This is a genomic window from Bacillus glycinifermentans (assembly GCF_001042475.2).
GTDB lineage: Bacteria > Bacillota > Bacilli > Bacillales > Bacillaceae > Bacillus > Bacillus glycinifermentans.
The window spans coordinates 1-15,334 of the sequence record NZ_LECW02000036.1 but is presented as its reverse complement, the minus strand read 5'-3'; the positions used below and the strand labels follow the sequence as shown (position 1 = coordinate 15,334).

Annotated in this window: 15 protein-coding genes and 1 pseudogene; 4 read left to right on the top strand and 12 right to left on the bottom strand. The window is 47.4% G+C overall.

What is annotated here, in order from left to right; translation table 11 throughout:
- Positions 1–15 precede the first annotated feature (15 nt).
- Entirely contained in the window at positions 16–1,038 is a 1,023-nt protein-coding gene (locus AB447_RS18505) for a sulfate ABC transporter substrate-binding protein (protein WP_048407088.1), read from the bottom strand.
- A gap of 291 nt (positions 1,039–1,329) precedes the next feature.
- A complete protein-coding gene (gene ggt, locus AB447_RS18500; RefSeq protein ID WP_048355866.1) occupies positions 1,330–3,090 on the bottom strand; it encodes a gamma-glutamyltransferase in 1,761 nt (586 codons plus the stop codon).
- A 300-nt stretch (positions 3,091–3,390) separates the two neighbouring features.
- Between ggt and AB447_RS18495 the strand changes: the two genes are divergently transcribed.
- The 4 genes from AB447_RS18495 to AB447_RS18480 all read left to right on the top strand — a co-directional run bounded on the left by AB447_RS18495 (position 3,391) and on the right by AB447_RS18480 (position 6,055).
- Entirely contained in the window at positions 3,391–4,008 is a 618-nt protein-coding gene (locus tag AB447_RS18495; protein WP_006638544.1) for a DUF47 domain-containing protein, read from the top strand.
- A gap of 12 nt (positions 4,009–4,020) precedes the next feature.
- Positions 4,021–5,019, top strand: coding sequence for an inorganic phosphate transporter (locus AB447_RS18490; protein WP_048355865.1), 999 nt, complete (start codon positions 4,021–4,023; stop codon positions 5,017–5,019).
- Positions 5,020–5,135: 116 nt separating this feature from the next.
- Positions 5,136–5,882, top strand: coding sequence for a type II toxin-antitoxin system SpoIISA family toxin (locus AB447_RS18485; protein WP_048355864.1), 747 nt, complete (start codon positions 5,136–5,138; stop codon positions 5,880–5,882).
- On the top strand, positions 5,882–6,055 hold the full coding sequence (locus AB447_RS18480) for a type II toxin-antitoxin system SpoIISB family antitoxin (protein WP_048355877.1): 174 nt from the start codon (positions 5,882–5,884) through the stop codon (positions 6,053–6,055). Before AB447_RS18485 ends, AB447_RS18480 begins: the two co-directional genes overlap by 1 nt.
- Positions 6,056–6,356: 301 nt before the next feature.
- Here the strand turns inward: AB447_RS18480 and AB447_RS18475 are convergent, their stop codons facing one another.
- The 10 genes and pseudogenes from AB447_RS18475 to AB447_RS18430 all read right to left on the bottom strand — a co-directional run bounded on the left by AB447_RS18475 (position 6,357) and on the right by AB447_RS18430 (position 15,068).
- Entirely contained in the window at positions 6,357–7,625 is a 1,269-nt protein-coding gene (locus tag AB447_RS18475; RefSeq protein WP_048407087.1) for an MFS transporter, read from the bottom strand.
- Positions 7,626–7,659: 34 nt separating this feature from the next.
- Positions 7,660–8,678 (bottom strand): annotated as a pseudogene (locus AB447_RS18470) (zinc-binding alcohol dehydrogenase family protein).
- Between the two features lie 13 nt (positions 8,679–8,691).
- Entirely contained in the window at positions 8,692–9,540 is an 849-nt protein-coding gene (locus AB447_RS18465) for an SDR family oxidoreductase (protein ID WP_048355863.1), read from the bottom strand.
- Positions 9,516–10,613 (bottom strand): mannonate dehydratase, encoded by a 1,098-nt coding sequence (gene uxuA / locus AB447_RS18460; protein ID WP_048355862.1) that lies wholly within the window; start codon positions 10,611–10,613, stop codon positions 9,516–9,518. Before uxuA ends, AB447_RS18465 begins: the two co-directional genes overlap by 25 nt.
- Positions 10,614–10,628: 15 nt before the next feature.
- Positions 10,629–11,645 carry a zinc-binding alcohol dehydrogenase family protein gene (locus AB447_RS18455; protein ID WP_048355861.1) on the bottom strand — a complete coding sequence of 339 codons (1,017 nt, stop codon included), beginning with the start codon at positions 11,643–11,645 and terminating at the stop codon, positions 10,629–10,631.
- A gap of 13 nt (positions 11,646–11,658) precedes the next feature.
- Positions 11,659–12,336, bottom strand: a complete 678-nt coding sequence (locus AB447_RS18450) for a GntR family transcriptional regulator (protein ID WP_048355860.1) — start codon at positions 12,334–12,336, stop codon at positions 11,659–11,661.
- A gap of 404 nt (positions 12,337–12,740) precedes the next feature.
- Positions 12,741–13,595 carry a peptidoglycan recognition protein family protein gene (locus AB447_RS18445; RefSeq protein ID WP_057957691.1) on the bottom strand — a complete coding sequence of 285 codons (855 nt, stop codon included), beginning with the start codon at positions 13,593–13,595 and terminating at the stop codon, positions 12,741–12,743.
- A gap of 42 nt (positions 13,596–13,637) precedes the next feature.
- A complete protein-coding gene (locus AB447_RS18440; protein WP_048356564.1) occupies positions 13,638–13,901 on the bottom strand; it encodes a phage holin in 264 nt (87 codons plus the stop codon).
- A gap of 14 nt (positions 13,902–13,915) precedes the next feature.
- Positions 13,916–14,185 (bottom strand): hemolysin XhlA family protein, encoded by a 270-nt coding sequence (locus AB447_RS18435; protein ID WP_048356565.1) that lies wholly within the window; start codon positions 14,183–14,185, stop codon positions 13,916–13,918.
- Between the two features lie 52 nt (positions 14,186–14,237).
- Positions 14,238–15,068, bottom strand: coding sequence for a glycerophosphodiester phosphodiesterase family protein (locus tag AB447_RS18430; protein ID WP_048356566.1), 831 nt, complete (start codon positions 15,066–15,068; stop codon positions 14,238–14,240).
- Positions 15,069–15,334: the final 266 nt, after the last annotated feature.

Below are 15,334 nucleotides of genomic sequence, written 5' to 3'. Positions count from 1 at the left end.
CACCTCCAGCTTGCGTTACTTTTGATACAATTGATCAAACAAACCTCCGTCGTTAAAATGCGTTTCCTGGGCTTTTTTCCACCCGCCAAAGCCGTCATTTACGTTGACCAGCTCAACGTGCGGAAACTGCGTTTGATATTTTTGAAGCACTTTTTTATCCCGCGGCCGGTAGTAATGTTTGGCGGCAATCTCTTGGCCTTTTTCGGAATATAAATATTCCAGGTATGCTTTCGCTGCTTTTTCAGTCCCTTTCCGTTTTGCAACCTTATCAACAACCGCAACTGGCGGCTCCGCCAATATGCTGATCGAAGGGTAGACGATCTCAAACTTATCTTTTCCAAGCTCATGCAACGTGAGATAGGCCTCATTTTCCCAGGCGATCAGCACATCGCCCAAACCCCTTTCAACAAATGTCGTCGTCGCTCCGCGGGCTCCCGAATCCAACACCTCGACATGGCCGTACAACTCTTTCATATACGACTCTATTTTTTTCTCGTCTCCGCTGTAGACCTTATCAGCATATGCCCATGCGGCGAGGTAGTTCCACCTCGCGCCCCCCGATGTTTTCGGATTCGGGGTGATGACTGATACACCGTCCTTGACCAGATCATCCCAGTCTTTAATCTGTTTTGGATTGCCTTTTTTCACAAGAAAAACAATCGTTGATGTATAAGGGGTTGAGTTGTCGGGAAGCTCTTTTTGCCAATTTTTTGACAGAAGTCCTTTGTCCGCGATGCTGTCAATGTCATAAGCGAGAGCCAACGTGGCCACATCGGCTTCCAATCCGTCGATAATCGAGCGCCCCTGTTTGCCCGATCCCCCGTGTGACTGCTTGATGGTCACGTCTTGGCCGCTCTTTTCTTTCCAATACTCTTTAAAGGCCTGATTATATTCCTGATAAAGCTCCCTCGTCGGATCATACGAAACATTCAAAAGCTCGACAGAACCCGAATCGGAAGACTGGGTATTTTCACTTGAGCAGCCCGCTCCGATCAGTGTAAAAACGATGAACAGTATAGAAATATTGAACAGTTTCATAAATTGCCCTCCTTTAAATGTTATTTTTATATGTTGATATAGGCGTTTTCGCTACTCTTCTTTTCCGAAATGCGAACCCCGGCTCCCCCCTTTAGCGTTCCCGATCAATAAAAAAAGCCCCTGACATGAAAACACGTCAAGGGCCTTCGGCTGTCCGATCGGCATCTTTTAGCTCAAATTTATATTCATCATATTCAAAGTATTCCTACAAGTCAACTATGTTTTGGGAGAAATCTTTCAAAATCAAAAAGGTTTGACCCGCGGATGAACCGGATCAAACCTTCTGACATCCTATTTTTTAGCTTTTGCAGACTTTTTAATATTGACGCCGACCGCTGTCCCGTTTCGGCTCGAATCGGCGACACCCAGGAAGGATTTGTGCTCCCGGTCAATGAAAATGCTCTGCACGTTCCCGATGTCTACGGGACTCTTCCCAAACTCATGGCCGAACGCATTGAGCTTCAGCCTGACATCCTCAGGCATCCCTTCTTCATAGCGGTATGAAGAGAGACTGTTCGTGTAAATTCGGGGTTCTTCAATCGCATCCTCGAGGCTCATCCCGTATTCAAAATAATTGAGGATCGTCTGGAATACCGAGGCGATGATCGTCGTTCCGCCAGGCGAACCGACGGTAAGCACAGGCTTGTCGTCTTTAAACACAATCGTCGGCGTCATGCTGGAAAGCGGCCGTTTATTCGGCTGCACTTCATTGGCTCCGCCCGGAACCGCATCAAAGTCCGTCAGCTCGTTGTTTAAGAACAATCCGTATCCCGGTACCATAATCCCCGTTCCGAAGAGCTGTTCAATCGTCGTCGTATAAGAGACGACATTGCCCCATTGATCTGTTACGGTAAAGTGTGTCGTTTCCCCGATCGTTTTATCGTCAGGCTGCTTCACGATCGAATAGTTCGGCTCGCCTGATTCGTATTTCCACGGATCGCCCTCTTTCGCGTCACGGTTTACCGAGTCGAGGCTGATCAGCTTCTGCCGCTCCTTAATATAATCGTCATTCAAAAGCCCTTTCAGTGGCACATTGACAAACTCGGGATCTCCGGCGTATGCCGCTCTGTCGGCATATGACAGGTGCATCGTTTCAGCCAGCAGATGATATTTTTCGAATGACTTCGGATCGTACTGGGACACATGAAAATCGTCGATCAGCTTCAGCATTTGCAGCATGAAAACTCCGCCTGAGCTCGGAGGAGGCATGCTCGCAATATCATAGCCGTGATATTCTCCCCAGATCGGCTTGTCGGTCGTCACCTCATAGCGCGACAGATCGTCCGGCGTCATCGAACCCCCGAAATCCTGAACGACCCCTGCGAGCGCTTCGCCGATCTTTCCTTGATAAAACGCTTTTGACCCTTCTTTTTTAATCAACGTAAACGTTTTCGCCAAATCTTTTTGAACGAGAATGTCTCCCTCTTTCAGCGGTTTTCCGTCAGGAAGAAAAATTTCTTTCGCTGCCGTTTTGCTCAGCTTGTCCTGATATTCATCAATCGCGTCAGCCAGTACCGAATCGATTGGAAACCCGTCTTCGGCAAGCTTGATCGAAGGATTGATGAGGTCCTTCATCTTTTTTGTGCCCCACTTTTTATGCGCCGCTTCAAGCCCCTTCAGCGTACCCGGCACACCGACTGCATTTCCGTGCGTCGACCTTTGTGAAAAAGGGATGACTTTTCCGTCTTCGTCCAAAAACATATCCGGAGTAGCGCCAGCGGGAGCCCGCTCACGGCTGTTGATGATCGAGGTTTCCTTCGTTTTGCCGTCGTATACCATCATAAAACCGCCGCCTCCGAGTCCCGACATCATCGGCTCTGTGACGTTTAGGGCATATTGAATCGCAATCGCCGCATCAATCGCATTTCCGCCTTTTTTCAAAACATCGGCACCGATTTTTGACGCCAGCGGATGGGCCGTCGCGACCATTCCGTCTGTTCCGACGGCAACTTTTTCCCCTTCATCTCTTACACCTTCTGCTTTTGAAACTGGACTGAAAAAGCAACCAACCGTTAAGCAAAAGACAAAAACAATTAAAGCAAAACGTCTCATCAGCTCACTCCCTTTCCAGTTTGTTACCACTATAAAAGAAATCGAGCTTAAAATAAAGAAAAATCACAATTTTCAATATTTTTTGAATCTAATTTCCCGGTTTTTTTATCATCATTCTTTAGGCATAATCAAATAAAAGGACAAACAGACTAGTTCATAACGAAACACATCGTATTTGTCAAAAAATAGACACACTTGAAAATTGATTGTTTTTTTCGACTGCACCTGTTTTTTTTCGACAAAAAGTTATATAATATTTTGATGTGTGCATTGTCTCATTTAAACATTGGAGGGTTACAAATGTTAAAAAGAAAAAAAGACAAGTTTTCTGTGCTTTTGACGGAAATTGCAAAAAATTTAGACGAAACTGCCGAGTACTTTGTTAACTATAAAGTGACGAATCAAACGACCCTTAAAGAATTCGCGGATACCTTAAAAGAGTATGAGACAAAAGGTGATAACTATGTACATACGATGATTAAGGAACTGAATAAGGCTTTTATCACGCCTATTGAGCGCGAAGACATCCTTCAGCTGACGAACAGCCTTGACGATGTGCTCGACGGTATCGAACATTTCTCCGCGATGATGGAAATCTTTTCGATTACGTCTTCTGATGAACACATCGATAAATTCAGCGGCTATATCAGAGAATGTGCAAAAGAAATCCTGATCACGATCGAATTGATGGCTGACAACCGCCTCAAAGAAATTCAGCCGCATGCCATCAAAATTAAAGAATACGAACACAACTGCGATAATCTCCACCGCAAATCATTAAAAAATCTTTTCGGTACGGAAACAGATCCGATTAAAGTCATTCAATATCGGGAAATTTATGAAACGCTTGAAGAAATCGCGGATTCGTGCCAAAGTGTAGCAAACAATCTAGAAACCATCATAATGAAAAATGCGTAACGAGGGATTATAATGGATCTATTATTTGTATTAACCATACTGATTGTCATCTTTGCTTTGGCATTTGACTTTATCAACGGGTTCCACGATACTGCAAATGCGATCGCCACCTCGGTTTCGACAAAAGCTTTAAAGCCAAGGCATGCCATTATCATGGCAGCTGTGATGAACTTCGTGGGCGCCATGACGTTTACGGGCGTCGCGAAAACGATTACGAGCGATATCGCTGATCCTTTTAAACTGCACAACGGATCACTGGTGATTCTCGCCGCTCTGATCGCCGGAATTACATGGAATCTCGTGACGTGGTACTTCGGCATCCCGAGCAGCTCATCCCACGCGATTATCGGGGCGATTGCCGGGGCTGTCATCGCATCAGCAGGATTCGGCGCGATTAAATACAGCGGATTTATTAAAATTATCGAAGCACTTATTTTATCACCGGTTCTTGCCTTTGTTGTAGGATATATCATCTACACCATCGTCAAGCTCATATTTAAAAACAGCAACCTTGCCAAAACGAACAAGCAGTTCCGCCGGGTGCAAATCGCAACAGCGGCGCTGCAATCCTACACACACGGAACGAACGACGCCCAAAAATCAATGGGGATCATTACGATGGCATTGATTGCCGGCGGCATGCACACCACGCACGAAGTCCCTTTTTGGGTGCAATTCGCATGCGCCTTGGCCATGGGGCTTGGAACATCTGTCGGCGGCTGGAAAATCATTAAAACCGTCGGCGGCAAAATCATGAAGCTCCGCCCTGTCAACGGTGTTTCCGCAGACTTAACGGGCGCTGCGATCATCTTTGGGGCCACGATCATTCACTTGCCTGTCAGCACGACTCACGTTATTTCTTCATCGATTCTCGGAGTCGGCTCCGCCCACAGGGTGAAAGGCGTTAACTGGGGCACGGCCAAACGAATGGTCGTCACATGGGTGATTACCCTTCCGATTGCAGGAACCCTCGGCGCGTTTGCATACTTTATACTGGATTTGTTTTTTTAGTCAACTTGAACCTCCCGCTAAAGAATACCTTTAGCGGGAGGTTTCATGTTTAAGAGATTTCCGTCATATGTATAGAAGCAGTATTGCACTTTTTTCTCGGGAAGAGGGAACAAGCTATGCTGCTTTTTTATCAGTTTTCAGTCTGGGTGATCGTCCTCGCCTTAGCCTTGTACGTTTTTGCCGTCTGGCGTTTTGAAAAAAAGATGAAAGAAAAAACGATCGCGATCCGGAAAACGTGGTATCTCCTTTATGTGATCGGCGCCGCGCTTTACTGGACGTACGATCCCCAATCCATTTTCAGCAATTGGCTCCATTACTTAATCGTCGCCGTCTTTTTCACGCTGACCGATGCGTTTATTTTCTTAAACGCCTACTTCAAAAAGCTCGGCACGAACGAATTGGCCACAGACACAAGAGAACTTCTTGAAGAAAACAACGACCTGCTTCACACGTATCAAAACAGGCTCAAAACGTACCAATACCTATTGAAAAACGAACCGATCCACATCTACTATGGAGATATAGAAGCTTACGCTGAAGGCATTGAAAAACTCATCAAACGGTTTGCCGAAAAAATGAATATATCCGCCGCACTATGCGAATATAATTCGAACGAGAGCAAAGATCATTTGCTCGAACATATGGAAAACCGTTTCGCTGTTCAGGAAAAGCTGGACCGGAAAGACGTGTATTACGAAGAAAACGGAAAAATGGTCCTGATTCCATTTTCGATCCATGAATACGACTATGTGATGAAACTGACATCCGAGGACCTTGTCACTGAATTTGATTATCTGCTGTTTACTTCTTTAACCAGCATCTATGATCTTCTGCTACCAAACGAAGAGGAAGGTGACGAATGATGGAACCGGTTTTTCAGCAAGACAAAGACCGTTCAACGGGGCGCGGCACATGTAAAGTATTCAAAAAACAATCAAAAACCCACATCGCCAAATATGAGGTCAGCCCACACACCGAACGGATTTTCAGGCAAAATGCCCGGCTGATCGATGAGTATAAACGAAAAAATGCCTGATAAGAGAGGACGGGAAATTTCTCCCGTCCTTATTCCGTTTTCCCCGATCTTACATACAATAAACCAAAATGACTGCAATCGGGTGATGATGTGAAAAAAATAAAGAAGCATGTGAAACATGTTGATTTTGCAAAATTTGGCCTCTCAGACTATACGGCCCTCCTCAGGAAAAGAAGCGAGAAGGTGATCAAGGCGTTAAACAGAGGGAAAAAGAAGAAGAGCTGACCCTAAAAGCCCCAGCTTGGCATAACAGCAAACCAAGTTGGGATCCCCTTTGTTGTCAGCGCTTTCAAAATAATTGCTATGATAAAAAGTGTTCTTCTGATAGGAGCGATTGCGGCAACTGATCAGCCTTGATCGGTTTTACAAAGAAGGCGACAGAAAGCGATCCTGCCACCGCGAGACCCCCGGCCAGCAAAAATGCGCTTGTAAAAGCCCCAGTGTATTCTACGATGAATCCCGTGACTGTCGGACCGATAATCCCTGACGTATTGGCGAGAAAATGCATGAATCCGCCAACTCCTCCGACACGGTCGGGATGAACGATGTCCTGAATGATCGCCCAGTAGGTAATCCCGGTCACATACAAAAAGAAAACCGATAACGCGACTAATGCAACCGCTCCTGCCGCCGTCGTCACCACCCCGGCAAACCCTATACATACAGCCGCGACCAAAAGGCAAACGACAAGAACCGCTTTTCTAGAAAACATTTGCTTGCCCGTAATGCTGAAAATATAATCCGAAATAAATCCGCCCAATGCAAGACCGATAAATCCGACAACCCACGGAATGATAGTCGCAATGCTCATATCGTGGATGCTCAGCCCGCGGGCTGTCGTCAAATAGCTCGGAAACCATGTTAAGAAAAAAAACAGAATGTAATTATACGAGAAAAAAGCAAACGCGGTAAAAAGAACGGTCGGCTGTTTTAAGTAAAAGGACAACGGAATGCCTGCACCCTTTTGCAAATTCTTCTCTTTCTCAGCGGCTGCACTTTGGGATGTGTCCGGTCTGTCTTTTATGAACTTTATCCAAAACCATGTCCAAACGAGGCCGATCAGCATAATCAGCACAAATGAAGCTTTCCAGCCCCAACGGACCGCAATCAGCCCGACGATCGGCCCTGACACCGCCCCTCCGAGCGGCGTTCCGCACATGGCCATGCCGAGCGCCCTCGCCCTCTCTTTTTTCGGGAACCAATCGTTGACCGCCTTGCTCGTGGCTGCTGAAAGAGGACCTTCTCCCATACCGAAGATGACGCGGATGATAAAGAGCGACACAAAGTTGTACGTAAGCGCAATGGCCCCGCTGAACACCGACCAGACAACCATTGCTGCCGACAACGTATGCTTTGCCCCGTATTTGTCAGAAGCCCATCCCCCGATAAAGTTAAAGATCGCATATCCGATGAAAAAGCTGCTGAATAACATCCCCATCTGGGCGGGACTGATATGCAGGTCTTCCTGAATGAACGGGGCGGCGACAGACAGCGCCGAACGATCCAAATAATTAATCACCCCGGCCAAAAAGAGCATCACAAGCACAAAACCCCTGCCGTTTGAGAACATGGGCAACCCCTCTTTCCGCTTTTTTTATGAAACGTTAATCCGCCAGATTGATTATCACCTTCACAGGATTTTCCTCCGGTGCAAACGCTGATTCAAAGCCGCCGGCAACTTCGCTGAATGGAAGGTGTCCTGTAATAAACCGTCCTGTGTCAACCGCACCGTTTTCAATGGCACGAATAACCGCCGCAAAATCGCTACGCAAAGCATTGCGGCTGGACAAAATCGCAAGCTCCCTTTTATGGAACTCGGGGTCCGGAATCGACAGGCGATCATTGACAAGCCCGACATAGACAAGGCGGCCCCCGTAAGCGGCGTACTTGTAAGCCTCGTTCATGGAAGCGGCATGGCCTGTCGCGTCAAAACCGCCTGGGGAAAATCGCCGGCTGTCAACCGCTTGATTTCTGCGGCCGCGTTTTCACCCGCAACGACGGTTTCATCGGCTCCCGCCCACATCCGGCTGAATGCCAGGCGGTCTTCCCGCAGATCCATCGCAATCACGTTCGCCCCCTTCAATTTGGAAAATTTCATCACACCGAGGCCGATCGGCCCCGCTCCAATTACCAGCACCGTCTCCCCTTTTCGAATATCCGCCCGTTCTGCGGCGTGGGCGCCGATGCTTAAACACTCGACGACAGCCGCTTCACTGTGTGTCAGATTCTCCGTTTTCAGCAAATGGTCTGCCGGGACTGCCAAATACTCCTGCATTCCCCCGTCAATGTGGACGCCGAGCACGTTAAGGTTCATGCAGCAATTGGGGCGGCCGCTGCGGCAAGCGGCGCAATTGCCGCATTCCAAATAAGGAATGACTGTCACCGGATCGCCGGGCTTCAACAACCCACGGGAGTCGCGGATCTCGGCGATTTCGCCCGCCAGCTCATGACCGAGCACCCTTGGATACGAAAAGAACGGCTGTTTTCCGCAATAGGCGTGAAAATCAGTGCCGCAAACCCCGATTCGCTTGATGGTGACGAGCGCTTCTCCCGGCTTTGGCTCAGGCTTTTTTATTTCAGTTATGTTGAAGCGATAAGGCTCCTCACACACGATTCGCTTCATCGGTTCCCCCCTCCTATACGCCCGAGTAGGCCATAAACCCGCCGTCCACAGGTACCGTAATGCCGGTGACAAAGCCCGACATTTCCTCATCCGCCAGCCACAGCAACGTTCCCAATAAATCCTCGGGCCGGCCAAATCGTTTCATCGGAGTATGCGAAATGATGGTTTCCGCTCTTTTCGTCAATCCGCCGTTTTGGTCGAGAAGGAGCCGCTCGTTTTGCTTTGTCAAAAAAAAGCCCGGTGCAATCGCGTTGACGCGGATGCCCGTTTCAGCCAAGTAGACGGCAAGCCATTTCGTAAAATTTTCGATGCCGGCTTTTGCGGCGCTGTATGCAGGAACTTTCGTCATCGGGACTTGTGCGCTCATTGAGGATATATTGATGACTGATGCCCCTTTTCTGTTCAGCATCTTCTTCGTAAATATCTGGGTTGGAATGAAAGATCCGAGAAAGTTCAAATTGAAAACAGAACGAACATCGGCTGTGTGCAGGTCAAAAAGCGTTGTGATTTTTTCATTCAAGAGGTGGTCGGGATGCAGGGTTTCATTCGATGTCGTGCCGTTTGGATGGTTGCCTCCGGCTCCGTTGATCAAGAGGTCGCAGCCGCCAAAACGTTGTGCTGCAAGATGCTCCGCCCGTTCGACGCTTTTTTGATCGAGGACATCGCATTCGACCGCGATCGCCTCGCCTCCGGCTTTCTGAATGTCTGCGGCGACAAGCTTCCCGTTTTCAGCATTCCGGTTCAATATGGCCACCTTCATGCCCTGGCGGCCGAGCTCCCGCGCCATTGCGCTGCAAAGCACGCCGCTCCCGCCGGTAATAACCGCCGTTTTCCCCTTTAACTGTTGATGGATTTCAAGCATTGTGAAGCCCCCCGTTTCTCTATTTCTAACGAATCCCAAACGCCCCATAAATACATGATTCCAAGCGCCCTGTCATACAGCCCGTACCCCGGCCTGCATGCTTCATTCCAGATGTGACGGCCGTGATCCGGACGTACATATCCGGAAAAGCCGGTTTCATGATAGGCTTTGACGATCCCGCAAATATCAACAGAGCCGTCCTTCGTCCTGTGCGACGTTTCGATAAAATCTTGATTATCATAAACTTTCACATTGCGGATATGTGCAAACGGAATCCGGTCGGGATACGCTTTGATGATTTGGATAATGTCGTTTTTCGGATTGGCGCCTAAGGAGCCGCTGCAGAGGGTGACGCCGTTGCTTGGATGATCCACAAGCCTGAGCACCCGGCCGATGCTTTCTTCAGAGGTGATGATTCGCGGAAGCCCGAAAATCGGCCACGGCGGATCATCAGGATGAATCGCCATTTTGATCCCGCAACGTGCGGCGGCAGGTATGATTTGCTCCAAGAAATAGTGAAGATGATTCCACAAATCGTCTTCTGTTACGTTTTGATATGCTTCAAAAAGCTTTGTCAGATGCTCAAGGCGCTCAGGCTCCCAGCCCGGCATCGTAAATTCAACATTGTTTGCGATTTTATCAACGAGTTCAAAAGGGTCGATTTGATCGACTTTTGCGTGTTCGTAAAACAAAGCGGTCGAACCGTCTTCCGCTTCTTTGTACAAATCGGTGCGAAGCCAGTCAAATACGGGCATAAAATTATAGCAGATCACTTTCACGCCCGCCTCGGCCAGGTTTTCAATTGTACGTTTGTATCTTTCAATGTAAAGGTCTCTTGATGGCAGTCCAAGTTTTATATCCTCATGAATGTTAACGCTTTCAACAACGTCAATGTGAAACCCGTGCTTTTCGCAAATCCGCTTGACCTCCATGATGTCTTCCAGCGGCCATTCTTCGCCTGCAGGCAGATGATGAAGCGCCCATACGATTCCTTCAACACCGGGAATTTGCCTGATGTGCTCGAGAGTAACGGTATCATTGCCTTCTCCATACCATCTGAAAACCATTTTCATCACAGATCCCCCAGTTCAATAGGATAGTATCATTTTTGTCACCTGATCCGGGCAGTTTTTCGCTTTTTGCAGCGCCGCTTCGATTTCTGTAAATGGCATGACTTCGGTAATGAAAGATTCAGCGATATTTGAATTCTCGTGCAAAAACCGAATGACCTCCGGAAATTGACCGATGCTGTGCCTTGTACCATGTATGTCGATATCTTTCTTCGTCAAAAGGAGCCCCGGAATCGTGACATATTCCCCTGTTAAGCCGACGATCACAATTTTTCCTCCTGCTGCCGCCAACCGGATCGACTGTTCGATTGTCGCAGGAACTCCAGCCGCTTCGATGACGATTCCGGCTCCTTCTCCATTCGTCAGTTTCGAAATTGCTTCTTCCGCATTTACTTCAGCCGGCTGAATGACGGCGTCAGCGCCGAATGCTTCAGCAAGCTTCAGCCTTTCACGCACGGGATCGACGGCGATCACAGCCACCTGAAACCGTTTCTTGATCTGAGCCAATATCGTTAACCCGATCGGCCCCATTCCCAAGATGACAACGGCCTCTCCGTCTTGAACGTCTGCCCGCTCGATCGCCTGCGCCCCGATGGCAAACGGCTCGCACAAGGCGCCTGTTGCAAAAGCCATATCGTCTGGAATCGGATGAACATGGGTTTCAGGGACAGCGATAAAATCCGCGAACCCTCCTTTTCGCACCGAGCCGATCATATCGATGTTGACACAGGCATTCGTCCTTCCATTTCGGCAAGGATAGCAGCTGCCGCATGGAATGGCCGGCTCGATTGCAACCCGCTCCCCCGGCGACCGCTGCGTCACGGCCGCTCCCGTTTTTTCAATGACGCCTGACAGCTCGTGTCCGAAGATTTGCGGATACCGTCCGTAAGGATTCGAACCATCGTAAAAATGCACATCGCTCCCGCAAATACCGGCGGCCTTCACTTTGACCAGGACTTCATGATCAGCCGGTTCAGGTCGGGGAACATCTTGAAACACAATCGAAAAAGGCTTTGTCATGACCGCGGCTCTCACGCTGATCACTCCTTTACTTTTTGAAATAACCGGGAAATTCTTCGATCAGCATCTCCTTATCCACAATAACAAGCTTTAAATGCTCTTCGGCAATTCGGCGGGCTTCTGACGGCTGATGCGCTTTGATCGCTTCGATGAGAGCTGCGTGCTGCTCATAAATCGTGTCCCAGTTAAAATCTGCAGCAAGTCTTAAAAACCGGATTCTCCGAAACGGAACGTTCATTTGCTGTATCGCTGACCAAATATTCGCTTTGCGGCATCCTTCAAAAATCATGCTGTGAAATGCTTCATCCAAATCAAACAGGCTCTCGTAATTTTTCTGATCGATCGACATCTCCTGCATCTTTACATTTTGCTCAAGCTCGATCATCGTTTGCTCCGGGAAATGCCGGCACGCTAATTCGGCAACCGCCTTTTCAAGGTTTTCCCTCATAAATCTCGCTTCCTCCACAAGATCGAGGTCAATTAACGATACTCGCGTTCCTTTTTGGGGATAGATTTCAAGCAGCCCCTCTTTTGAAAGCTGAAGAAAAGCCTCCCTGACCGGCGTTCTGCTGACTTCGTACTTCTCAGAAATTTCTTTTTCCGAAATGTGCGTCCCCGGAATCAGCCGAAACTTCATAATATCTTCCTTAAGCCAATAATAAACCTGATCCCTTGCAGATCGAATGCTTGATTGAGTGATATTCATGATGCACCTCCCTTCCCCCATATGCTACCATACATGTATGGTAGTGTGGTAGTTGTTTTTTGAAAATTCTAAAATAAAAAACCAGGCTTGCCCTTTATATACATAAATAAATCACCCCTTCTAATATGAACTGATTTGGTAAAATTGAGAGATTAGCAGAATATTGATGCGGGAGTGACCAGCACCATGCTTCTGTTTTCAGCAAGTTGGTTTTACTCTTTATTTTCTGTTCAGTTGCATTTTCTTTATTTAAAGCTGCGTACTCACTGGAAAAAAACTAATTATAAAGACGGCTGAAGGCGAAAAACGGTACAAAAATGGATGCCGGCGATTACTTTAAGATGGATGTTTTGTCACGTTTATTTATGGAAAAACTCCTGGAATTCTTCCAGGAGCAGTGGAGTTTATTTCAACAATAATTCAATTTTCTTCTTTGTCTTCGGTCCGTAAATACCGTCAGCAGACAGTCCATTCATCAATTGAAAACGTTTCACCGCATCGGCTGTTTTCGGCCCGTAATCACCGTCGATTCCGTTGTTTTCCGCTCCTTTGTCCGGATAAAAATAAAGAGCCGCGAGCGCCTCTTGGATCTCTCGGACGGCCGTTCCTTTCATGAGCGGGCTTTGGACTTTATAGATACCGGACGGCAGCGTGTAAGACGTCTTGCCTTTATTCAGAATCGTCCCTGTCGATTTACTTGACTGGCTCGTTGCCGCCGTTATTTTCGCTGCTATTTGATTCCCCAGGAGGCTCTCGACTTTTTTTCTGAATGCCGTAAGCTGGCTTGAGTCGCTTACCCACGGAGCCGGACAGTTTTTGTTCGTCACATCATAGTGGCGGACGATGCTGTCAGTCGAAAGCCCGTAGCGCTTGCACAAATCCGCGACCAGTTCAGCAGCATTCTGAACGGTGTCGCCATGAATTTTTCCGTTTTTTTCGACACACATTTCGACGCCGATTGCCGTCGTGTTGGCATTCGGCTTTAAGAAGGTCGCATAGCAGCGGTTTCCGTCATGCGCATGGTAAGCGACTTCATTTTCCGGAATGATCTGCTGCACTTCGTTTCGGTCGACGAAATAATGAGCCGAGGCGTAGCGTTCTGCGGCAATGCAAGTACCATTGAAGTAATTCCGCTCATCTAGCGCCGATGCCCCGGGTGTCGCCGTCCAATGCATGACGATGCCTTTCACGCCCGGCAATTTCAGCCCGGGCCGGGTGTACTGATTGACATTCAGAAAGTTTTTCACAACCTTAACCAATTAAACCACTCCTAAATGAAAAAGGCCGCCCAACAGGCAGCCTCATTTCGTCAACCCTTTTTGCTGCAGCACCTCTTTTTGCAGCTTTCCTTTGTCAGTGACATAGTTGTTTTTATACCAGGCGACAAGAGACGTAGCGATTGTAAACACCGTGGAACCTGCTAAATATAAAGCATCTGCCAATGTGTTGACCTGGTCCTCGCTGATCGGCAATACCGTTTTACCGAACATGATCAACGTCTGGTTTACCAATGCAATCAAAAGAAGCACCGTGCGAACCACTGTGCCTTTGTCAAAGTTTTTCATATTTCGTTTTCCTCCTATTTCTGCAACAGGTTATAAAAAACGGCAATGGCCCCGCTGATGATGCCGGTGCTGACCGCCGTAATAATCGCGCCTGTAATGCTGCGCTTAATCCATGTTGTATTTTCTTCAATCTTGTTGAGCTTTTCGTTCATCGAGATAATCTGCTGATCGTGGCGGTCAGACGACCTTTCCAGCGTGGTCACGCGCTGTTCGAGCGTTTTGTGATCGGCTTTCAGCTCTGTCATCTCTTTTTGAATAACCTCGAATTCCGGCGTTTGCGGCATCTTGCATTCCTCCTGTCCACCTCCTCAGGAACGAGGCAAAATAAAGACCCGTCTACATAGACGAGTCTAATTGTTTTCGAGTGTAAGCTGGATTATTGGTAAACAAACCATCGACTTTTAATTGAAGCATTTTCTTTGTTAAGCTGTTCTCATTCTCCGCATCAAAAAACACATGAATCTGCAGGTTTTCCTTATGAATCGTGTTGACAACGGATTCGTTGACCAATTTGGCATTCGGTCCGACTGCGAAAGCGTACGTTTTCATTTTTCTTAACGAATCAGGCGTTAAACGGCTGACTTCGTCATCGCGAAGGAGACGGGCGAGCGGAATGTCTTTATTGATTGATCGGATTTTCCGCAAGCTTTTTTCGCTAAAGGATTCCACAACAGCTTTGTTTCCAGATATCAAGTCATATTTCTCCAGAATATCAACAAGCTGTTTCTCCATGACCAAGTGCCCGTTTTCGTCTTCTCTCGTTTCAATATAATAATTTGCTGACTTCCCGAATGTCTTGATGATTTCTTCGATCGTCAGCATTTTCTGCCCCTTTCCGGCATTAAGCTTTTTCAGCTCTGACAGCTTTAAATCCTGAACTTTTCCCTTTCCGTTTGTCGTTCTGGCAACATCCTTATCATGTATGGCAACAAGCTTGCCGTCTTTCGTTTGCCTAAGATCGATCTCAATGTAATCCGCTTTATCTTTGATTGCACGTTCATAGGATAACAGCGTATGTTCCGGTTCTAATGCCGAAGCTCCCCTGTGGGCAATCATGAAAGGATGGTAGCTGTCGCTTGGTGCTGATTTTGCTGAAGTCTCAGCTTTAGAACAGCCGCTTATTAAAATGAATAGTCCGATGATGAGTGGGTAGGTTAATTTTTTCATAACGTTAAAAATATCATACTTTTCCACCAATATCAAAATTCTCTTTTAAAAAATACTCTTACATAAACATAAAAGCACTGGTTGCGCATCTTTTGAATTGCCGTTAGACGGTTGGTCATCGGCACTTTGATTTCTTCAGCTTCAATGGTCTGTCACGGCAAAAGACCGTATATTTTCCCTCCGGATTTTCGTTTATTAGTGCTTGTTCTAAATTAAATGATAAAAAAACACCCTCAGCTTAAGCGGTGAACTGACCCGTTAAAATG